Raw genomic sequence first — 21,416 nt, forward strand, 5'->3', positions numbered from 1 at the left:
CCCAGCAGAGGCCGCTACCCTCGGGGCGTGACCTCCTCCGCTGTCGGCACCGCCTCGGAGCGGTCCCTCCCCGCCTCGGCGCGGGTGACGGCCGATCCGCGGCGGCTCGGACTGTGGGCCGGGCTCCTGGGGCTGTTCGGGGTCGCGGCCAGCGCCGCCGGATCCTGGATCCCCTCGCTCTGGGGCGACGAGGCGGCGAGCCTCATGTCGGCGACGCGTCCGCTGTCCTCGCTCTGGCACATGCTGAGCTACGTCGACGCCGTGCACGGGCTGTACTACGTCGGACTGCACGCGTGGATCGACGTGTTCGGACCGAGCGCGTTCGCGATCCGCTTCCCGTCGGCGCTCGCGATCGGCGTGTGCACCGCGGCCGTGGTGTGGCTGTGCGGGCGGTTCGAGGGGACCTGGTTCGCCGTCGTCGCCGGGGTGTTCACCGCGCTCGAGCCCCGCCTGATCTTCGCGGGGGAGGAAGCGCGCTCCTACGCGATCGGGGCGGCGTTCGCGGCCGTCCTGCTCGTGCTCCTCGTCGAGATCGCGCGGCGGCCCGGCCGGGCGATCCGGTGGTGGGTCGGCTACGCGGCGGTGCTCACGGTCGCGGTCTGGACCTTCCTCTATTTCGCGCTCATGGTGTTCGCCGCCCTCGCGGTCGTGCTGCTGTCGCCCGAACTGCGACGACGCTGGCGAGCATGGGCTCTGAGCACCGGGATCGCCCTCCTGCTGTGCACGCCCCTGGCGTGGTTCGGCTTCCTGCAGCGCCGGCAGATCGCCTTCCTCGCGGTGCGTGAGTCGGTCACCCCCGAGGTGGTGCTGAAGAACATGTGGTTCCAGGAGTGGTGGTTCACCGCGATCGCCTGGGCCCTCATCCTCGTCGCCGTGGTCGTGTTCGTCCGCGAGGTCGTGCTCATCCGGCGCGGTGGCGGCCGGCTGTGGCGCACCCCCGGGGTGCGCCTCGAGGTGGTGGCGCTGAGCTGGATGATCGTGCCGATGGGGCTGCTGCTCGCGGTCACCCCGTTCATGGCGGTCTACACCGCCCGCTACGGAACGTTCTCGGCGCCCGGGGTGGCGATCGTGATGGCGCTCGGGGTGCGTGCACTGGCCCGGATCGGCGATCGATCCGGCGGCGGAACGGACGCGCGGGGGTGGGCCGGCTCGCGGCGCGGGGCGTGGTTCGCGGGGATCGCGATCGCGGCGGTCGTGATCGCCGCCGTGCCGGTCGCGGTGCTGCAGCGCGGCCCCTATGCGAAGAACCAGTCGGATTGGAACGACATCTCCGCCTTCATCAGCGCGAACGCCGAGCCGGGCGACGGGATCGTGTTCGACGACGGGGCCCGGCCGTCGCAGCGCACCCGCCTGGCGAAGGCGACGGATCCCGCCGCGTTCCGCAACACCGCCGATCTGCTGCTGAAGACGCCGTATCAGAAGTCGTACACCTGGTACGACCAGACCTACGGGATCCCCCGCGCGGCGGGCATGGGTCGCTTCGACGGGGTCGAGCGGGTGTGGGTGGTCGAACTGCGCTTCGACGGCGTCGTGGACTCCTGGGGGCTCAGCGACCTGCGCGAGCTCGGCTACCGCGAGACCGCGCGCCACGACGGCGCCGGGAGCGTGATCCTGCTCTACGAGCGCTGAGGATCGGATCCGCGACAGGGGTCGTCGAGCGAGCACGGGCGGAGGCAGTGCGAGACGAGACGTGGTGCCCTTGCGGGAGCACCGCGTTTCGTCTCGGTCGGCTGCGCCGTCCTCGCTCAACGACCCCGGGGGGAGTGGTCGCTGTGCCGTGCCTGCTCAACGACCCCGAGGGGAGTGGTCGCTGTGCCGTGCCTGCTCAACGACCCCGGGGGGCGGGGATCCTCAGCGAGCTCCCGGGCCTGCGGCGAGGACGGCGGCGTGCTCGCGACCGCGGACGATCGTGGTGCGCACCCGCGCGGTGAGGAAGACCTCGGGGCCCTCGCGGAACGGATCCGCGTCGAACACCACGAAATCGGCGGACGCGCCCGTGCGGAGCACGCCCAGCTCGTCCTCCCAGTGCGAGGCGTAGGCGGCGTCGCGGGTGGCGCGGCGCACCGCGTCGGCGATCGCCATCGCGTTGCCGGGGACGTTCGCCGGAAGGTCCGGGTCGAACGCCGAGCGCCGCGTGGTCGCGATGAACAGGTTCGGCAGCGGGTCGAACGGCGCCGTCGGGGCGTCGGTGCCGAGCGCGAGTGTCGCGCCCGCCTCGGCGAACTCGGCCCACGGGTAGCCGCGCTCGACGCGGTCGTCGCCGAGCATCGCGCGCCAGTTGTCCTGGATGGCCGGGTCGCAGTGCACGGGCTGCATCGAGGCGATGACGCCGAGGCGGGCCAGGCGCAGCGGGGTCGCGTGGTCCACGGTCTCCAGGTGCTCGATCCGGTGCCGGCGATCGGCGCGGGGGCCGTTCGTCGCGACCGCGGCCTCGAGGGCGTCGAGCGCGAGGGCCGAGGCGGCATCGCCGATGGCGTGCATCGCGATCTGGAGGCCCGCCGCATCGGCGCGCGTGACCACGGCGGTCAGCGACGGGAGGTCCCAGAGCGCGTCGGGCTGGGAGCCGTCGGCGAACGGCGCACGCATGGCCGCGGTGCAGCTGTCGATCACGCCGTCGACGAACAGCTTGATGCCGGCGATGCGGAGGCCGGGGCCGGAGTGCTCCCGGTGCAGGGCGATCGCCCGGTCGACCGCGGCGGCGTCGCCCTCGGCGGTCGCCGTGCGGTACACGGCCCAGTGCGCCGCGACGTGCATCGGCAGCACGCCGCCGTGCCGCTCCTGCACGGCGAGCATCGCGCGCAGGTCCGGCTCGCTCAGCGCCATGTCGACCGCGGCGGTGACGCCGGCGTCGAGGTAGGTGCGCAGGGCGGCCTCGAACTGCGCCTCCCGGTCGGCGTCGCGCGTGAGGGCGTCCAGCCGCACGCGCAGGAACGCGAACACCGCGTTCTCCAGCAGCATTCCGGTGGCCCGGCCGTCCGCATCGCGCTGGATCGTGCCGCCGATCGGATCCGGGGTCGTGTCGTCGATGCCCAGCTCCGCCAGCGCCGCGGAGTTCAGCCAGGCGGAGTGGTTGTCGTTCGCATTCAGGTAGACGGGGCGGTCGGCGACCACGGCGTCGATCATGTCGCGGTGCGGTGTGCGGCCGCCCAGGCTGGAGAACAGCCAGCTGCGGCCGAGGAGCCGCGGCGCATCCGGGTCGGTGGCCGCCGCAGCGGCGATGCGCGCCTGGATCTCGGCGAGGTCGGGGGCGTCGTGCAGGTCCACCTGCTCGAGAGACTCGCCCAGCCCGATGAGGTGCGTGTGCGCGTCGACGATGCCGGGGATCACGAGCGCCCCGTCGAGGTCGACGACGTGGTCCGCGGCGAAGGCGTCGGCGGCGGCGGTGTCCCCGACGAAGAGGATCCGGCCGTCCTCGACGATGAGCGACTGCGCCCACGGCCGGGTGTCGGAGGTGAAGATCGCCCCACCCCGGTAGTGGGTGGTGCGGGTCTCGTGCGAAGTCATCAGTGCGGATCCTTTGTCGTGCGGGTGGTCAGAGCGAGGCCTGGGAGCGGGGCGACCGGCGCACCAGCAGCAGGTAGAGGACGAACGGCACGAGCAGTCCGACCGGCACCGAGAGGTCGATGCCGCCGAGCGCCGCGGCGATCGGGCCGGTGAACACCAGGGTCGCGCTGCACATCAGCGAGGCGCCGATGCCGACGAGCACCGCGACCGCGCCCGGGATGTGCACGCCGCCGGTGAACCAGAACCGGCTGCCCCGGCTGTCGTCGGCGAGGGCCGCCCCGTCGTAGCGGTTGCGCCGCCACAGCATGTCGGCGAGGTAGACCCCCATCACCGGGGCGAGTACGGTCACCGCGAGCTGCAGGGCGCTCGAGACGCTGTCGAGGAAGTTCCACACCAGCAGGGCGAACAGGGTCATCAGCACGCCGACCGTGCCGTCCAGCAGCACCGTGCGCGAGCGCGGCAGGCGGATGCCGACGGCCTGCAGGGCGAGGCCCGAGCTGTAGGCCGTCATCGCGTTGTTGGCGATGGTGCCGACGATCACCGAGATGAGGAAGATCGGAGCGAACCAGCCGGGCAGGAACTTCTCCAGTCCCGCCTCCGGATCCGACATGTCCACCGAGCTCGCCGCGAGCACGCCGACGAAGGTCGCGAGGACTCCGGGGATCACCATGCCCAGCGTGGTCCACAGTGCGACGTCGCGCACGCGCGTGGCGGCGGGCAGGTAGCGGGCGAAGTCGGCGCTGTTCGTGTAGGACAGCGGGCCGGACGCGACCAGTGCGATCCCGGCGGCCATCATCGCGACCAGCTCGAGCCCGTGCAGCGGGTGCGCGGGGGCGTAGTTCCACTGCGCGCCGCCGACGACGAACACCGCCATGCCGGCGAAGATCACCGCGAGCAGGATCGCGAGCGGCTGGTACAGGCGCATGATCAGGCCGTGGCCGTACACGCTGATCACCATGGTCGCCGCGGCGATCACGATGGCGCTGATCGCGATGGTCCACCCGTTCGATGCGACGCCGAGCCGGCCGAGCAGGCCGACCGCGACGGTCGTGGCGGCGGCCCAGTTGATCGCGAGGTAGCACACGCTGATCAGCCAGCCGGCGATCGCGACGTTGAACCGGTTGCCGGTGATGCCGTACATCGCCCGCGTGATGATCTCGCTCGGGGTTCCGGCGGCGGGCCCGGATCCGGCGACGATGCCGGTGATGACGGAGAACAGGTTGCCGATCACGATCACCAGCAGCGCCTGCCACAGGTTCAGGCCGAGCAGCACGAGGGTCACGCCGATCACGACTGCGAGGAAGTTGACGTTGGGGGCCGCCCACACCGCGAAGAGGTCGCGGGCGCGTCCGTGCCGTTCGGCGTTCGGGATGTAGTCGATGCCGTGCGTCTCGACGCGCGTGGCGCTGTCGGTGGGGACGGGGTGCGTGAGGGCGGGGGACGGGGCCGCGGTCTCGGGGGGTGTCGTCTGCGACATGGATCCTCCAGGGCGAAAGGTCGGGTGCGCGACGTCCTTGTTCGCGCTCGACACGCAACGCTAAAGAGCCAAAACGATTTGGGCAAGGAGATTCCGGGATCTATCATCGCGGCATGCGCAGACAGCGATCGACGATCCGCGATGTGGCCCGCAAGGCGGGCGTCTCCGTCACCACGGTGTCGCACACGTTCTCCGGCAACGGCGTCGTGAACGAGGCGACGCAGGCCCGCGTCCGCGCGGCCGCGACCGAGCTCGGCTACCACCCCGACGTCGTGGCGAGCGGCCTGCGCCGCAGCCGGCTCGGCGTGATCGGCCTCGTGCTGCGCCCCGCGGTGGGCGCGGAGCCGCAGCAGATCCAGGACGTCGACTACTTCCCGCGGTTCGCGGGAGCGGCCGCGCTGGCCTCGCTCGGACAGGGCTATGCGCTCATGCTCGTCGCCGACCCGACCGTGCCGCACGCGCCGACCACGGCCTGGGCGTGCGACGGCATCATCGTGACCGACCCCGTCGTCGACGACCCGCTCGTGGCGGCGCTGCGGGCCGGGGGCATGCCGTACACGCTGGTCGGGGCGGACCCCGAGGATCCGGACGATCCGCACGTCATCGACATCGCGACCGGGCCCATCACGGATCGGGTGCTGGATCACCTGGCCGCCGCCGGCGCGACGCGCATCGCGCTGGTCCTGGGCACGGATCCGATCGAGTGGAACGCGGCGACCGAACGGCGCTACCGCGAGCGCACCCCGCCCGCGGACCAGCTGGTGCGCCACGTGCCGGAGCGCTCCGACCCGTCGGAGGGCGCGGCCGCGGCCGACGAGCTGCTCGCCCTGCCCGAGCCGCCCGACGGCGTGTACTGCATGACGAGCGACCATGCCCGCGCGCTCGTGGACCGGCTCGTCGCGCGGGGCGTGCGCGTCCCGGAGGACGTGCGCGTCGTCTGCGGATCCGACGCCGACAGTCTGCGCAACTCCGTGCCCGAGATCACCGCCGTCGATCTGCAGCCGCAGGCTCTCGGCCGGCAGGCCGCGGCGGAGCTGCTGCGGCAGCTCGAGCCGGGGCTCGCGCTGGAGGTGCCGGAGCCCGAGCACGGGACCCTGGTCGAGCGGAGGTCGAGCCGGGGCTGAGAGCCCGCGCCCGGGGCTACCGTTCCGGGAGGAAGCCCGTGAGGGCGTCGGCGAGTCCCGCGCCGTCGTCGCCCGCCCACGCGATGACCCCGTCCGGGCGCACCAGCGCGAGCGAGGCCGGTGCGTCGGCGGTCGCGAACACCCGCACCCCGTCCCGAGCCGCGGATGCGGGCGCGGCGGCATCGGGTCGATGCGCGAGCACGAAGGCGCCGTCGGCCGCGGCGTCGAAGTACGAGCCGGTCTCCCCGGGTGCGCCCGCCCAGTCGGCCGCGAACGAGCCGGCGAGCTCGCCCGGGACGCCGTATCCGACCAGCTCGCCGGAGAGCACGCGCACCATCTCGGTCGCGCCGTCGGGGGTGTCGATCAGGCGGCGCACCAGCCGGCCCGCGGCGCGGGAGCGCTCGTCCGTGCGCATCACGGCGACCTGCGCGCGGCTCCAGTCCAGGATGCGCTCGGCCTCCGGGCGGCGCTCGTGCTCGTAGTCCTCGAGGACGCGCTCCGGCAGGCGGCCGGCGATCACCCCGCCCAGACGCCACCCCAGGGCCGTGGCGTCGAGCATGCCCAGGGAGAGGCCTTGGCCGCCGAACGGCGGGTGCACGTGCGCGGCGTCGCCGGCGAGCAGGACGCGCCCCCGGCGGTAGTGATCGGCCGCGCGTGTGTTGTCCGTGAACCGGGTCGCGCTGAGCACCGCGGTGACCGTGACGTCGACGCCGGTGACGGCGCGGATCGCCCGCGTGAGCTCCGCGGCGGTGATCTCTGCCGTGCGATCGGCCGGCGCCCCGTCGAACTCCGCCGTGAGGATCAGGTTGTTCGGCATGCGCCGGAACACCCCTGTCGGCGTGAGGTGCCAGCCGAGCGGGACGTCATCGAGGCCGTCGCCGGCGACCAGGGCCTGATACCCGGTCATGACGCCGTCCAGCCCCGGGAAGCCGAAGCCCGCGCTCTTGCGCACCGTGCTGCGGCCCCCGTCGGCGCCGACGACCCATAGTGCCTCGAGGTCGCCGGCGTCGCTGTGCACGACGACGTGGTCGGCGTGCGGGGTCACCCCCGTCACGGTCACGCCCTGGCGCACCTCCACGCCGCGTTCCACGAGCCGCTCGCGCAGCACGGCCTGCACCTGCTGCTGGGCCACGAGGGCCGAGTCGGAGCTGCGGCCGAGCTCGTCCCAGCGCACCAGGTCGGGCCGCAGGGTCATCCCGGCCACATGCCCCGCGAAGCGCGGCGGGGTGAACGGCGCGGGCTCCGGCTGCGGCGCGCCCGGAAGGCGCGGGCTGCGCGGGCCGAGGGGGGCCGTCGCCCGGGGGTCGTCCCCGGCGAAGGCGACGCCGCGACGCCGCAGCGCGTCGGCCGCCCGGGCGTTGAGGGACCCGGCCTTGATGGTGGGATCGACCGTCTCGAAGCGCTCCAGCACCAGCGGATCCGCGCCGGCGAGGGAGAGCTCGAGGGCGAGCATGAGGCCCACCGGTCCGCCTCCGACGATGATCGCGTCGTTCATTCCGTCCATCCACATGGTCCCGCTCCTCTTGATTAGGTTGAACATAAAACTAGGTCGAACCCAATATTGCTAGACTGGCCGCATGACGTCAACCCCGGAAGTGCCGGATCCGCGCCGCGCTGCGGACGAGGGCGGAATGAGCGCCAAGCAGCGTCGCCGCGAGCGCATCTCCGGCGCCGCGATGATGCTCTTCGCCGAGCGCGGCTTCGACGGGGTGTCGATCGCCGAGATCGCGGACGCCGCAGGAGTCTCGAAGATGACGGTGACCAATCACTTCCCGCTCAAGGAGGACCTGGTCTTCGACGAGTTCGACGGCGATGTGCGTCGAGTCGCCGGGGTCATCGCCGGCGTCTCGTCGGTCCTGGAGGCGGTGGACGCGATCGAGGGGTACTGCGTCGAGCGCGAGCGGACCGGCGGCACCGCGCGTGCACTCGCGACGGCCGATCCCGATGCGTGGCGGGGCTTCGCCGCCCTCGTGCTCGGCAGCAGGGCCCTCACCCTGCGGTTCCACGCACAGTACCTCGACGTCAGGGACGCGATCGACGCGGCGCTGCCGGAAGCGCTCCCCGAAGCGGAGGGCGCCGTCGTCGCGTGGATGCTCGCCGAGGCGGTGCACCTCGTGGACTGGTGGCCTTATGAGCAGGTCGCCCGCGGGGCGACCTCTCCGGCGATCCGCGCGGGCCGCGCCGAGGTGCGCGTTCGCGCGTTCGCGGCGCTCCGTGACGGGCTCGGCGCCGCGAGCGGGAGCGCCGCGGATCCCGTCCGTCCCCGGTGAGACGGATCCGCGGCGCCGCGCTCAGCTGGCCGCGACGTTCGCCGCGGCCACGACGGCTCTGAGGGTCGCGGTCAGCACGGAGCGATCCCTGCCGGCGGTCCAGCCCGTTCCCCGCGCGCCGCGGTACTCGATGAGCGTCAGCGCCTCGGCGTCGGTCCCCGCGCCCAGGCTCGTCTGCTGCAGGTCGAGGACCTCGATGGGCATGCCGTGCGCCGCGAGCTCCGCGGTCAGCGCCTCGACGGGGCCGACGCCCGGATGCACGGCCGCGTGCTCCACCCCGTCCACCCGCAGCCGGAGCGCGGTGCGCGGCTGCGGCTCCGCCGCCTCGATCTGCGCCGCAGCCAGCACGACCCGCGCGTCATCCCGGGGCGAGAGGTAGGCGTCCTCGAAGATCCGCCGGAGCTCCTCGGCGCCGAGTTCCAGGCCGCTCTCGTCGGCGCGGCGCTGCACGTGGCCCGCCAGGTCGAGCTGCAGCCGGCGCGGGAGCCGGATCCCGAACTCCGTCTCGAGCAGGTAGGCGATGCCGCCCTTGCCCGACTGCGAGTTGACCCGGATCACCGCGTCGTAGGAACGGCCGAGGTCGGCCGGGTCGACGGGGAGGTAGGGGACGCGCCAGGCGATCTCGCGCTCGGAGCGTCCCTCCCGCGCAGCGCGCGCCCGGTGCTCCGCGAACCCCTTGCGGATGGCGTCCTGATGCGTGCCGCTGAACGCCGTGTGCACGAGGTCGCCGACGTAGGGATGGCGGGGATGCACCTCGATGCGGTTGCTGTGCTCGACCGTGCGCCGGATCTCGTCGATGTCGGAGAAGTCGATCATCGGGTCGATGCCCTGGGCGTGCAGGTTCAGCGCGAGGGTGACGAGGTCGACATTGCCCGTGCGCTCGCCGTTGCCGAACAGGCAGCCCTCGACGCGCTGCGCCCCGGCGAGCACCCCGAGCTCCGCGCACGCGACGCCGGTGCCGCGGTCGTTGTGCGGATGCACCGACAGGATGACGCCGTCGCGACGGGCGAGGTGGCGGTGCATGTACTCGATCTGATCCGCGTAGACGTTGGGGGTCGCGATCTCGACCGTCGCCGGCAGGTTCAGGATCACCGGCCGCTCCGGCGTCGCATCCCAGAGGGCCGTCATGGCGTCGCAGATCTCGAGCGCATAGTCGGGCTCGGTGAGCATGAACACCTCGGGGGAGAACTCGAAGCGCACGTGCGGCAGGTCCCCGGCGAGATCGAGCGCGTCGCGCCCGGCTTCGAGGATCAGGGCCCGCAGCGCATCCCGGTCCCGTCCGAGCACCGTCTCCCGCCAGCTCGGGGCCGTCGCGGTGTAGAGGTGGATCACGACCGGGTTGCGGATGCCGCGGATCGCCTCGACCGTGCGGGCGATGAGGTCGCGCCGGGCGGCGGTGAACACGACGATCGTGACGTCGTCCGGGGCGACGTCGTGCTCGGCGATGAGGCGGACGAAGTCGAAGTCGGTCTGCGAGGCGGAGGGGTAGCCGACCTCGATCTCCTTGTAGCCCATCGCGACCATGAGGTCGAAGAGACGTCGTTTACGGGCCGGATCCATCGGCTCCGCGAGCGCCTGATTGCCGTCGCGGAGGTCGACGGGGACCCAGAGCGGTGCGGCGGTGAGACGTCGTGACGGCCATCGGCGCTCGGCGTCGGCGAGCGGGACCTCGACGCGGTCGTAGGGGTCGGTGTAGCGGTGGGAGGGCATCTGCGAATGCCGCTGACGATTCCACGCGGGGGCGTCGGCGGGGAGGGGGCCGGCCGGCGTGGAGATGCCGGGGAAGGCGGTGCTGCTCATGGTTGTCGGTTCCTTCGACTGCGGTTTCGGCGACCGGCGCGGCGCATCAGCCACGACGGGGGCGCCGGTCCGGTCAGACCCCGTCGTGGCGGAGAAGAAGAAGCGCTGTGCGCAGGAGCATGCAGGCAGTGTAGCGTTAACTCCTCAGACAAGTTGAGGAGTTGAGATGTCGGGAGCCCATGCGCCGGGGAGCGGTGCCGTGCAGCGCACTTCGATGGCCGATCAGGCGGCAGAGGTGCTCCTCGGCCGGATCCGCGCCGAGGAGTGGGCTCTGGGGGCGCGACTGCCGGGGGAGACGACGCTCGCGGCACAGCTCGGCGTGGGACGCTCGACCGTGCGCGAGGCGATCCGGCAGCTCTCCGGGCGAGGTGTTCTCGCCGCACGGCAGGGCGCCGGAGTCTTCGTCGCGGCGCTCGACGCGCGCGACGACTGGGATGCGGTGCTGCAGCGCGCCGACATCGTGAGCGTGATCGAGGCGCGGACCGCGATCGAGAGCGAGGCGGCGGCCCTCGCCGCGGAGCGGCGCACCGCGACCGATCTGCGGGCGATCCGGCGCGCCCTGAAGGTCCGGGAGCAGCACCGCGCGGATCTCGACGAGCACGTCGACGCCGACCTCGCCTTCCATCGGGCGATCGTCGTCGCGGCGGCGAACCCGATCCTCACCGAGTTGTTCGACGGGTTCACCCCGCGGCTGCGGCAGACGATGGTCGCGATGCTGCGGATCCGCACGGCCTTCGGCGGCGTCGAGGACCATGCGGCCCACGAGCGCCTCGCCGACGCGATCCGCGCCGGGGACGCCGCGCTCGCCGCGGGGCTCAGCCGGAAGCACCTCGCCTCGCTCAAGGACGGCCTGCGGTGAGCGCCGAGGTCGTGCGCCTGGACGCCGTGACGCTCCGTCGCGAGGGGAAGGACATCCTTCACGAGATCGGCCTCACCGTGCGCGCGGGGGAGCACTGGGCGCTGCTGGGGCCGAACGGCGCGGGCAAGAGCACGATCCTCGGGATCTGCGGGGCCCGGACGCATCCGTCGAGCGGCACCGCCGAGGTCCTCGGCCACCGGATCGGGCGCGTCGACCTGCAGGAGCTGCGCCGGCTGATCGGGCACGTCGATCCGCGGCACCCGCTGCGCTCGCCGCTGACCGTGACCGAGGTCGTGCTGACCGGGCTCACCGGCACGATCGAGACCCCGATGCGCTGGTCGCCGGAGCCTGCGCAGACCGCCCTCGCCCACGAGCTCATCGCCGACGTCGGGCTCTCGCACCGGCGCGAGGCGCTGTGGCCGACGCTCTCGCAGGGGGAGCGCGGCCGGGCGCTCATCGCACGGGCGCTCGCGTGCCGGCCACGGCTGCTCCTGCTCGACGAGCCGATGACCGGACTCGACGTGGCTGCCCGGGAGCAGCTGCTGGAGACGATCGACGCGCTCGCGCACCGGGATCCGCAGCTCGCGTCGATCCTCGTCACGCACCACCTGGAGGATCTGCCGGAGACCACCTCGCACGCGCTCGTGATCTCCCAGGGCGAGATCGCCGCGCAGGGGCCGGTCGAGAGCGCGGTCACGACCGAGACGATCTCCCGCGCGTTCGCGCATCCGATCGAGGTCACCCGGACCGGCGCGCGCTGGTCGGCGAGGACCCGCCGCTCCCGAGGGGCGGCGGTCCCCGCCTGACCTGCCCTGGCGCGGAAACCGCGTCGTCCCCGTCAGCGCACCCTCTGGGCGCCGCTGGCGGGGACGACTCGGAGAGACCGGGGCCGGCTCAGAGCTCGGGGACGATGCGGATCGCGCCCTTGTCCGCCGACTGGGCGAAGTGCGCGTAGGCGCGCAGCGCGGGGCTCACCTCGCGGACGCGGTTCTTGGGGCGGTAGCCGCCGTTCGCCTCGAGCTGCTCGCGGCGGCGCTCCAGCACCTCCCACGGCACGTCGAGCTCGAGCTTTCGGGTGGGGATGTCGATCGAGATGATGTCGCCGTCCTCGACGAGCGCGATCATGCCGCCCGCGGCGGCCTCGGGCGAGACGTGCCCGATGGACAGGCCCGAGGTGCCGCCGGAGAAGCGCCCGTCGGTGATCAGCGCGCAGGCCTTGCCGAGTCCGCGGCCCTTGAGGAACGACGTCGGGTAGAGCATCTCCTGCATGCCGGGGCCGCCCTTGGGGCCCTCGTAGCGGATGACGACGACGTCGCCCTCCTTCACCTGCTTGTTGAGGATCTTCTCGACCGCCTCGTCCTGCGACTCGCAGACGACGGCGGGGCCGGAGAAGGTCCAGATCGACTCGTCCACGCCCGCGGTCTTCACGACCGCGCCGTTCTCGGCGATGTTGCCGTGCAGCACGCCGAGGCCGCCGTCCTTGGAGTAGGCGTGCGCGACGTCGCGGATGCAGCCGCCCTCGGCGTCGGTGTCGAGCGAGGCCCAGCGCTCGGACTGCGAGAACGCGGTCGACGAGCGTCGGCCGCCCGGTGCGGCGTGCCACAGGTCCTGCGACTCGGCCGAGGCCGAGCCGCCGCGGATGTCCCATTCGTCCAGCCACTCGCCGAGCGTCGCGGCGTGCACCGTGTGCACCTGGTCGTCGAGGAGTCCGCCGCGGCGCAGCTCGCCGAGGAGGGCGGGGATGCCTCCGGCGCGGTGCACGTCCTCCATGTAATAGGTGCGGCTGCCGGCGGAGTTCGGGGCGACCTTCGCGAGGCAGGGCACGCGGCGCGAGATCGCGTCGATCTCGGCGAGGCCGAAGTCGACGCCCGCCTCATGCGCGGCGGCGAGCAGGTGCAGGATCGTGTTGGTCGATCCGCCCATCGCGATGTCGAGCGCCATCGCGTTGCCGAACGCGGCGTGCGTGGCGATGCTCTTCGGCAGGACGCTCTCGTCGTCGCCGTCGTAGTAGCGCTTGGCGATGTCGACCACGAGCGAGCCGGCCTTCTCGTACAGTGCGCGGCGGGCCGTGTGCGTGGCGAGCACCGAGCCGTTGCCGGGCAGGGAGAGCCCGATCGCCTCGGTGAGGCAGTTCATCGAGTTCGCGGTGAACATGCCGGAGCAGGATCCGCAGGTCGGGCAGGCCGACTCCTCGATGCGCAGGATGTCGGCGTCCGAGATCTTCTCGTTCACCGCGTCGCTGATCGCGTCGACGAGGTCGAGGGAGCGGACGGTGCCGTCGACGAGCGTCGCGCGGCCGGCCTCCATCGGGCCCCCGGAGACGAAGACCGTCGGGATGTTCAGGCGGAGGGCCGCGAGCAGCATGCCCGGGGTGATCTTGTCGCAGTTCGAGATGCAGACGAGGGCGTCGGCGCAGTGCGCGTTGACCATGTACTCGACCGAGTCGGCGATGAGGTCGCGCGACGGGAGCGAGTAGAGCATGCCGCCGTGGCCCATCGCGATGCCGTCGTCGACGGCGATCGTGTTGAACTCGCGCGGGATCCCGCCGGCTTCGGAGATGGCCTCGGAGACGATGCGCCCGACCGGTGCGAGGTGCGTGTGGCCGGGGACGAACTCGGTGAAGGAGTTCGCGACGGCGATGATGGGCTTGCGACCGAGGTCCGCGCCGTTCACGCCGGCGGCGCGGAAGAGGGCGCGGGCGCCGGCCATGTTGCGTCCGTGGGTGACCGTGCGAGAGCGATAAGCGACCATGGTGACCATTGTGGACCCGCCGCACGGATCTGCCGAGCCCCCGGGCGAGGAGGGCTTGTACTAGTACTCGGAGTACTGTTTTCGCATGAGCCGTCACGCGAAGAGCGCAGGGGATCCGGAACCGAGGGGATCCGACCGGGCGGCTGCCCTCGGACGGCGGCGGCGCTCATGATCCGCCCGCGCACGCCTCGGCGCGAGCAGCTGGGGGAGTTCCTCGCCTCGCGGCGCCGCGCGGCGAGCCGCTCCGCCCTGGGCCTGCCGCAGGCCGCCCGCCGCGGGGACACGGGTCTCAGCCGGGAGGAGGTGGCGGCGCTCGCCGGAGTGAGCGCGAGCTGGTTCACCTGGCTCGAGCAGGGGCGCGACATCGGCGTCTCCCGCCAGGTGCTCGGCGCGGTCGCGCGCGTGCTGCAGCTGAGCCCGGCCGAGATCGACTACGTGGTGCGGCTCGCCGGCCCCGAGGAGGACGGCGCGGCCGAGGAGGCGGAGCGGATCCCGGAGCACCTGCAGCGGCTCGTCGACGCGCTGGACTTCCCGGCCTTCGTCGTCGCGAGCGACTGGGCGATCCTGGGGTGGAACGCCCCGTATGCGCGCCTGTACGAGCCGATCGCCGTCGTGGATCCCGGCGATCGCAACCTGCTCTGGCTCATCTACACCGACCCGCGGCTGCGTCGGATGCTGCCCGAGTGGGACCAGGAGAGCCGGCGGTTCCTCGCCGAGTTCCGCGCGGAGTCCGGAGTGCGGCTGAGCTCGGATCGGCATCGGGCGCTCATCGAGCGGCTGCTCGAGGGGAGCGAGGACTTCCGGATCCAGTGGGCCGAGCACGCGGTCGAGCGCTTCACCTCGCGGCAGCGCGTGTTCCAGCACCCGAAGGACGGCCGGCGCGTCTTCGAGCACCACAGCCTGGTGCCCTCCGACGCGCCCGGCCTCTCGGTCGTCATGTACGTGCCCGTCTGATCCGCGGGCTCGGCAGCGACGACGATCGCGACGGGAGCAGACCCGGACCCCCTTCGGGGGCGTTGTCGGTTTCGGGGCTTGGCAGCGACGATGATCGCGACGGGAGCAGACCCGGACGCCCTTCGGGGGCGGGGCCGGTTTCGGGGCTCGGCAGCGACGACGTTCGCGACGGGAGCAGACCCGGACACCCTTCGGGGGCGTTGAGCGAGGACGGCGTAGCCGACCGAGACGAAACGCGGTGCCCGCGGGAACGGCGGTTCCGCTCAGCGCTGCAGCCGCAGCACGGTCGTGACATGGATCCGATGCAGCGAGGAGATCCGATAGCCGAGCGACTCCAGGTGCCGCACATCGGGGGACCGCTCGGGATCCGACCCGCGCTCGACCGCCCACACGTCCGGGGTGAGGTCTGCGGCCGTGAGGGCGTCGTTCGGCCGGGTGCGGTCCCACAGGCCCGGCTGCGTGCGGAACGACGCGATCCGAGCGGGATCCCGCAGCCGGGCGACGTCCGCCGGGTAGACGGCGGCGATGAGGCGCGGCTGCTCGGAGTCCTTCGGCCGGTCGTCGTACACGACGCTGTCGCCGGGGCGGGCGGCGCCCTGCAGATACGCGGCCGCGTCGCGCCAGTCGCTGCCGTCCTTCGCATACGGACCGCGCAGCACGACGAGATTCGGCACGAAGGCGGCGAGCATCACCGCCAGCAGGCCGGCGCCGACCGCGGTCGCCCCGGCGGGCGCCATCCTCCGCACCGCATGCGCGACCGCCCGCGCGCCGAGGGCGACCAGCACCGCCGCGGCCGGCGTGCAGAACGACAGATACCGCACCGTGTACATCGGGGCGACCGTCGCGCTCGCGAGCAGGATCACGGCGGTCGGCAGCACGAGCCAGATCCCGGCGAGCAGCGCCAGCCGCGCGGCCCCGGGGTCGCGCCGGCGGGCTCGGAGCACCGCCGCCGCACCGATCGCGATGAGCGCCGCGCACGGCCAGACGGTCACCGGATCGAACCACTGCAGGGCGAGGACGTTCTCGGCCGTCGCGTAGTCGCGATGCGCGAGGAAGCCGATCTGGTTGCGCTCCGACACGGCGAGGAGCACGATCGGCGTCGCCAGCGCGACCGCCGCGACGGCCCAGCCGGCCCACACCCGGATCCGCCCGCGGTGGGCGAGAAGCACGAACACCCCGTGCACCGGCAGCAGCAGCGCGAGGTAGAGGAAGACGTAGACCGCCGCGGCCGCCCCCACGGCGTAGCCCGCCCACGCCCATCGCCGGCCGTGGGTCTCCAGCAGGGTCACCAGCAGCACCGTCAGCCACACCGCGATCGCGGATCCGATCGCGTAGGAGCGGGCCTCGGCCGCCATGACCGCCGTCCGCGGCAGGAGCGCTGCGAGCAGTCCCGCGGCGAGGGCGAGCCGCGGGCCGCCCCACCGGCCGGCGAGCACCGCGGTGCCGGCGGCGAGCAGTCCCGCCGCGAGCGCGCTCGGCAGCCGCACCGAGAACTCGCCCGCGCCGAACAGGTCGATCCACCCGTGCAGGAACGCGTAGTAGACCCCGTGCACGCCGTCGACGTGCTGCAGCATTCGCCAGAGCTCGGGCCAGGTGCGCGAGGCCGACATGACGCTGGCCGCCTCATCGCCCCAGAACGACGGGATCCAGGATCCGAGGACTCCGGCGCACGCACCGATCAGGCCGGCGATCAGGGCGGCGCGGCGCGACCGCGCACGGTCGCTCCAGGTCCGCACAGCCCGATCCTTCCGCCTGGGCCTGTGCACCGGCCGTGCAGACGGAGAGGGGTCGGCGCCGTGCAGACGGCGGCTGGTCGGCGCCGTGCTGACGGCGGCTGGTCGGCGCCGTGCTGACGGCGGCTGGTCGGCGCCGTGCTGACGGAGGCTGGTCGGCGCCGTGCGCACAATTCAGGCTGGACGACCGTCGGTGCCGATCGTCGCCGCATGTTTCCGCGACGACCTGCCACCCTGGCCTGAAGACAGCCTGAGTTGCGCACGGCCCCCCGATGCGGAGTCTTCGGCACGGCGTCAGACCAGCGGCAGTGGCAGCGTCAGACCAGCGAGCAGGGGCAGCGTCAGACCAGCGGCAATCGCAGCGTCACCACGGTGCCGGAGCCCTCGGCGGAGCGCAGTGCCACGGTCCCGCCATGCCGGCGCAGGATCGCCGAGACGAGACTCAGCCCGATGCCCGAGCCGGCGACATCGCGGGCGTTCTGCGCCCGGGCGAGCTCGTCGAACACGTGCGGCAGATCGGCGCCGGGGATGCCGCGGCCGGTGTCGGCCACCTCGATCACGGCCTGACCGGCCTCTTCGCGCAGGCGCACCTCGATCGGGCCGGCATCCGCGTACTTCGCCGCGTTGCCGAGCACGTTGTCGACGGCGAGGGCCAGCAGATCCGGATCGGCAGAGATCGGCGGCACCGGCCAGGGCACGCGGGTGACGGTCAGGGCCATGCGCGCGCCGGCGGCGGGATCCTGCTGCGCGAGCGCGGAGATCGCCTCGACCAGGAGCTGCTCCAGATCGAGGGTTTCGCGCTCCAGCGGCCGCGACTCGAGGTCGGCGAGCTTGCGCAGATCGCGCACCAGGCCGCCGAGCTTCGCGGCCTGCGCGTCCACGAGAGGCCAGGATGCGGTGCTGCCCGCGTCGTTCTGAGCCGCCGCGGAGGTCGCCAGGATGGCGGTGAGGGGGTTCTTCAGCTCGTGGTCGAGCCGGGCGAGGAAGCGCGCGTGGTTCTCCCGCTCCTGCTGGGCGCCGCGCGCCGCGGCCTCGGCGTGCGCGGCCTGCGCCCTGGCACGACCCCGGGCCTGCGCGGCGAGAGCGGCCAGGACACCCAGCGCGATCACGCTGAGCAGGATCCCCGCGCCGGCCGCCACGGCGGGCAGCGCGATCCTCACCTGCACCTGACGCGTCTCGCCGGTCGCGAGCAGCAGCGCCGCGATCGTCGTGCCGAGCACGGCGGGCACGGCGCCGAGGATCCACCAGAGGGCGCGGGGCCGGGGCCCCCGGGGCGGGCGCGCCGGTCCGGTCGGTCTGGGGATCCCTGCCGCGGTCGGCCCGGGGATCCCAGTCGCCGCCGTCCCGGTCGGCGCCGGCAGGGTCCGCCGGTCCGCCGGTCCGCCGGGCTCGGGGATCCCGGTCGCCCCCGTCGCGTCGGTCCGCCCGCTCATGCCGCACCCACGGGCGCCGCGAAGCGGTAGCCGAAGCTCTGCACGGTCTCCACGAACCGGGGCGCGGCGGCGTCGTCGCCGAGCACGCGGCGCAGCTCCGAGACGCGGTGGTCGACCGCCCGGCTGGACGTCGCGAAGTCGAAGCCCCAGAGCGTCTCCAGCAGGCGGTCGCGGGTGTGCACCTCGTCGGGGTGCAGCATCAGGTACTCCAGCAGGGTCATCGCCTTCGGGGTGAGCGTGAGCTCGGCGTCGTCGAGCCATGCCCGCCGCGCGGTGCGATCCAGCACGAGGCCGTGCGCGCGCAGCCGTGCGGCCGCCGCGAGCGAGGGGCCGCCGGCCGCGGTGCGGCGCAGCACCGCGCGGATGCGCGAGATGAGTTCGTGCGGGTCGAAGGGCTTGTTGAGATAGTCGTCTGCGCCCTCGTCGAGGGCCGCGCTGCGCTCCCAGGATTCGCCCACCTGGGTGAGCAGGATGATCGGCAGCCAGAGCCGGCGTCCGCGCATGCGCCGCACGAACTCGCGGCCGTCGAGGTGGGGCATGAGCACGTCGCAGACGACGAGATCGGGGGCGCGCCGCTCGACCGCGGCGGTACCCTTTGCGCCGTCCGCGGCGATCTCGACGTCGAAGCCGCTGCGCTCCAGGAACGGCCCGAGGGCGCCGGTGATGGCCTCGTCGTCGTCGACGAGCAGGATGCGGGGGCGGGCCTCGGCCATGTCAGCCCGCCGTCAGGGTGTTCGTGGATCCGATGTCGCTCACGGTCGGCGTCGCGCCCGTCCAGTGCACGACATTCGCCTCGCCGTTCACGAGCACCTTCTGCACGGCGCCGGTGAGCACGACGTTGCTGTTGCCGATGACCTCCAGAATCCCGACGTCGTCGGCGACCAGCTGCGAGCCGGAGGCGTTGACGATGATCCGGTCGCAGGCGCCCTCGACGCGCACGATCAGCGCATCGTCCATGAGGGAGTACTCGCCGTCGCATCGCACGGTGCGGGTGGCGGCGGCGATCACGGCGGCGCGGTCCGGCCCTCCGGGCATCGTCACGGGGGGATCCGTCACGGGCGCGGGGCTCGGCGGCTGAGAGGCCGCGCCGCCCTGCACCTCGGCGCGGCTGGTGCTGTCGGGCCGCGGGGATGACGTGGGCTTCGCCCCGTCGACGAGGCCGACCGAGCAGCCGGCGAGGGCGAGGGCTGCGGCGAGTCCGCAGAGGAGGGCCGGGATCCGGCGGAGGCGGGGCATGGTTTCTCCGGTCGTCGTGAGGGCGGGCGGGTCAGACCGCGGCGGGGATGAAGATCTCGACGCGACGGTTCAGCTGGCGACCGGCCGGGTCGTCCTGTCCGTCGATCTCGTTGGGCGCCACCGGGCGCGTCTCGCCGTAGCCGACCGGATCCATCGCCGTCTTCGCCCCGGCGTGCTGGAGGGCCGCGACCACGGAACGGGCGCGGCGCTCGCTGAGGTCCTGGTTGTCCGCGTCGTCGCCGATCGCGTCGGTGTGACCCGAGATCTCGGCGTTCGCGACCTTCTGGGCGATGAGCACCTGGGCGACCGCGGAGATCGTCTTCTCCGCGTCGGCGCGGATGTCGGCGCGGTCGAAGTCGAACAGCACGCCGTCCTGGAAGGTGATCGTGGTGCCGCACGAGGCGACGGGGGCGAGCGCCGCGATCGGCGGGAAGCTGCCGAGCCTCGCGACGGCCGGCAGCTTCGCGGCCTTCACCGTGGTGCCGTTCACCTTGGCCGTGCCGTCGCCGTAGTTCTGGATCGAGAGTCCCGGTGCCGCGTAGTTGCCGGAGCCGTCGCCGAAGTTCTCGATCCTCACCGAGCCCGCCGCGTAGTTCCCGGATCCGTCGCCGAAGTTCTGGATCCGGATCCCGGGGGCGGTGTAGTTCCCGGATCCGTCGCCGAAGACCTCGACGGAGATCCGGCCGTCGGCGTAGTTGCCGGAGCCGTCGCCGAAGTTCTGGATCCGGACCGATCCCGAGGTGTAGTTCCCGGATCCGTCGCCGAAGTTCTCGATCGTGACGCCGTTGATCGTGGAGACGCCGGAGCCGTCGCCGAAGTTCTGCACGGTGCCGTCCGGGCCGGTGTAGTTGCCGGAGCCGTCGCCGTAGAGCATCGCGGATCCGGCGCCGGAGACGACCTTCCCGCCGGCGTCGCAGCGCGCGGGGGAGACGGTGACGCCGGGGACGTCGGCGAAGCTCTTGTCCACCTCGATCGCGAAGGCGTCGGCCGAGCCGGAGAGGAGCCCCAGGTCCGGCAGCCGGAACAGCGGAACCGGCGGGAACTGGCCGACGTCGTAGCCGGGCACGGTCGCCACCGCGGGCTTCGCCGCGGCCGCGGAGGGAGCGGTCGACGCCGGGGTCTTCTTCGCCCCGGCGCTCGGCGCGGCGGGCGAGCAGCCGGTGAGGACGAGGACGGCGAGTGCGGTCGTGGTGGCGGTGGTGAGGGCGCCGCGCCGGATCCGGTGAGGCGCGCGCTGCTGCGTGGTGCTCATGACACGAGGCTATCGAGCCGGTGTCTCCGCTCCGTCGCCGGGCTGTCGCGATCCTGCGACATCCGGGCCGATCGGATCCCCCTCCGCACCGGATCCGATCCGAGCTCCCCGGGACCGATCCGGCGTCCCGGGACCGATCCGGCTATTCGGGACCGATCCGAGCTCCCCGGGACCGATCCGGCTTCCCGGGACCGATCCGGCCTCCCGGGACGGATCCGGGGTCAGGCCGGGCGCGGGCCGTAGCCGAGGCGGCGCTGCAGCTGCCGGGCGGTCTCGGCGACGGCCGTCTGGATCGCCGTCTCGTCCACCGGCGCCTCCTCTGCCCAGGTCACGGCGACGGCCGCGACCGGCCAGTCCACGTGGTCGCGCACGGCGACGCCGACCGAGCGGAAGCCCGGGGTCACCTCACCGTCCTCGTGGGCGATGCCGTCGCGGCGGATCTCCCGCAGCAGCTCGTTCAGCTCGCGCGGGCGTGCGGGTCCGCCGCCGGTGCGCTGCGCGAACGATGCGGCATCGGGGTACAGCGCGCGCACCTGCTCGCGGGGGAGAGCGGCGAGCATGGCGCGGCCCGTCGCGGTGAGGTGCGCCGGGAGCCGCACGCCCACGTCGGTGATGAGGGCGGGGCGCCGGAGCGCGCGCTCCTCGACGATGTAGAGCACGTCGCGCCCGGTCATCACGGCGAGGTGCGCGCTCTCGCCGAGGCGGTCGGCGAGGCCCGCCAGGAGCGGACGGCCGAGCCGCGCCAGCGGCTCCTGCCGCGCGTAGCCGCCGGCCAGCTCGAAGGCGCTCGTGCCGAGGCCCCAGCGGCGCTCCTGCGGCAGGTGCACGACGAAACCGTGCGCCTCGAGCGTCGCGAGCAGGTGATAGACGGTGGAGCGGGGGATGTCGAGCTCGCGCGCCAGGGCGGAGGCCGCCACCGGTCCCGCCCGTCGCGCCAGGAACCGCAGGATCCGCAGCGTGTGCTCGGCCGCGGGCACCTGGGGCCGGTCGTCGCGGGCGCTCATCGGCGAGCCCGTCCCGGCG

General features: G+C 73.2%; 17 protein-coding genes. 6 read left to right on the forward strand and 11 right to left on the reverse strand.

Annotated elements, in window-relative coordinates; all coding sequences use genetic code 11:
- Positions 1–27 precede the first annotated feature (27 nt).
- Positions 28–1,629, forward strand: coding sequence for a glycosyltransferase family 39 protein (locus tag WFJ17_RS14350; protein ID WP_336648771.1), 1,602 nt, complete (start codon positions 28–30; stop codon positions 1,627–1,629).
- A gap of 222 nt (positions 1,630–1,851) precedes the next feature.
- Here WFJ17_RS14350 and WFJ17_RS14355 read toward each other — a convergent pair whose 3' ends face one another.
- Entirely contained in the window at positions 1,852–3,504 is a 1,653-nt protein-coding gene (locus WFJ17_RS14355; RefSeq protein ID WP_336648772.1) for an amidohydrolase, read from the reverse strand.
- A gap of 28 nt (positions 3,505–3,532) precedes the next feature.
- Complete coding sequence (locus tag WFJ17_RS14360) at positions 3,533–4,981, reverse strand: purine-cytosine permease family protein (protein WP_336648773.1); 1,449 nt, start codon at positions 4,979–4,981, stop codon at positions 3,533–3,535.
- A gap of 113 nt (positions 4,982–5,094) precedes the next feature.
- On the opposite strand from WFJ17_RS14360, the gene WFJ17_RS14365 reads away from it, so the two are divergent.
- Positions 5,095–6,105, forward strand: a complete 1,011-nt coding sequence (locus WFJ17_RS14365; RefSeq protein WP_292884316.1) for a LacI family DNA-binding transcriptional regulator — start codon at positions 5,095–5,097, stop codon at positions 6,103–6,105.
- Positions 6,106–6,121: 16 nt separating this feature from the next.
- Here WFJ17_RS14365 and WFJ17_RS14370 read toward each other — a convergent pair whose 3' ends face one another.
- Positions 6,122–7,615, reverse strand: coding sequence for an FAD-dependent monooxygenase (locus WFJ17_RS14370; protein WP_336648774.1), 1,494 nt, complete (start codon positions 7,613–7,615; stop codon positions 6,122–6,124).
- Positions 7,616–7,682: 67 nt separating this feature from the next.
- On the opposite strand from WFJ17_RS14370, the gene WFJ17_RS14375 reads away from it, so the two are divergent.
- Positions 7,683–8,375 (forward strand): TetR/AcrR family transcriptional regulator, encoded by a 693-nt coding sequence (locus WFJ17_RS14375; protein WP_251446418.1) that lies wholly within the window; start codon positions 7,683–7,685, stop codon positions 8,373–8,375.
- 21 nt (positions 8,376–8,396) lie between these two features.
- On the opposite strand, the gene WFJ17_RS14380 is transcribed toward WFJ17_RS14375, so the two are convergent.
- Positions 8,397–10,175: a 2-isopropylmalate synthase gene (locus WFJ17_RS14380; RefSeq protein ID WP_336648775.1), complete on the reverse strand. Its 1,779-nt coding sequence runs from the start codon at positions 10,173–10,175 to the stop codon at positions 8,397–8,399.
- 199 nt (positions 10,176–10,374) lie between these two features.
- Between WFJ17_RS14380 and WFJ17_RS14385 the strand changes: the two genes are divergently transcribed.
- Both WFJ17_RS14385 and WFJ17_RS14390 read left to right on the forward strand, forming a co-directional pair.
- On the forward strand, positions 10,375–11,034 hold the full coding sequence (locus WFJ17_RS14385) for a FadR/GntR family transcriptional regulator (protein WP_442927987.1): 660 nt from the start codon (positions 10,375–10,377) through the stop codon (positions 11,032–11,034).
- Positions 11,031–11,840 carry an ABC transporter ATP-binding protein gene (locus WFJ17_RS14390; RefSeq protein ID WP_251446425.1) on the forward strand — a complete coding sequence of 270 codons (810 nt, stop codon included), beginning with the start codon at positions 11,031–11,033 and terminating at the stop codon, positions 11,838–11,840. The genes WFJ17_RS14385 and WFJ17_RS14390 overlap by 4 nt, the downstream gene beginning before the upstream one ends.
- A gap of 88 nt (positions 11,841–11,928) precedes the next feature.
- Here WFJ17_RS14390 and ilvD read toward each other — a convergent pair whose 3' ends face one another.
- On the reverse strand, positions 11,929–13,785 hold the full coding sequence (gene ilvD, locus WFJ17_RS14395) for a dihydroxy-acid dehydratase (RefSeq protein ID WP_251446429.1): 1,857 nt from the start codon (positions 13,783–13,785) through the stop codon (positions 11,929–11,931).
- A gap of 168 nt (positions 13,786–13,953) precedes the next feature.
- On the opposite strand from ilvD, the gene WFJ17_RS14400 reads away from it, so the two are divergent.
- Positions 13,954–14,739: a helix-turn-helix transcriptional regulator gene (locus WFJ17_RS14400; RefSeq protein WP_251446432.1), complete on the forward strand. Its 786-nt coding sequence runs from the start codon at positions 13,954–13,956 to the stop codon at positions 14,737–14,739.
- Between the two features lie 263 nt (positions 14,740–15,002).
- On the opposite strand, the gene WFJ17_RS14405 is transcribed toward WFJ17_RS14400, so the two are convergent.
- From WFJ17_RS14405 to WFJ17_RS14430, 6 genes are all read right to left on the reverse strand, one after another.
- Positions 15,003–16,475, reverse strand: coding sequence for a glycosyltransferase family 39 protein (locus tag WFJ17_RS14405; protein WP_336648776.1), 1,473 nt, complete (start codon positions 16,473–16,475; stop codon positions 15,003–15,005).
- Between the two features lie 338 nt (positions 16,476–16,813).
- The gene (locus WFJ17_RS14410; protein WP_336648777.1) at positions 16,814–17,905 is read right to left on the reverse strand and encodes a sensor histidine kinase; all 1,092 of its coding nucleotides are present in this window, start codon (positions 17,903–17,905) and stop codon (positions 16,814–16,816) included.
- Complete coding sequence (locus WFJ17_RS14415) at positions 17,902–18,618, reverse strand: response regulator transcription factor (RefSeq protein WP_336648778.1); 717 nt, start codon at positions 18,616–18,618, stop codon at positions 17,902–17,904. Before WFJ17_RS14415 ends, WFJ17_RS14410 begins: the two co-directional genes overlap by 4 nt.
- Before the next feature lies 1 nt (position 18,619).
- Complete coding sequence (locus WFJ17_RS14420; RefSeq protein WP_336648779.1) at positions 18,620–19,141, reverse strand: DUF3060 domain-containing protein; 522 nt, start codon at positions 19,139–19,141, stop codon at positions 18,620–18,622.
- A gap of 31 nt (positions 19,142–19,172) precedes the next feature.
- Positions 19,173–20,393: an OmpA family protein gene (locus WFJ17_RS14425; protein ID WP_336648780.1), complete on the reverse strand. Its 1,221-nt coding sequence runs from the start codon at positions 20,391–20,393 to the stop codon at positions 19,173–19,175.
- A gap of 221 nt (positions 20,394–20,614) precedes the next feature.
- A complete protein-coding gene (locus WFJ17_RS14430) occupies positions 20,615–21,397 on the reverse strand; it encodes an IclR family transcriptional regulator (RefSeq protein WP_251446593.1) in 783 nt (260 codons plus the stop codon).
- Between the last annotated feature and the right edge of the window lie 19 nt (positions 21,398–21,416).

Source organism: Microbacterium sp. MMO-10 (assembly GCF_037148715.1).
In the GTDB taxonomy this organism is placed as follows: domain Bacteria; phylum Actinomycetota; class Actinomycetes; order Actinomycetales; family Microbacteriaceae; genus Microbacterium.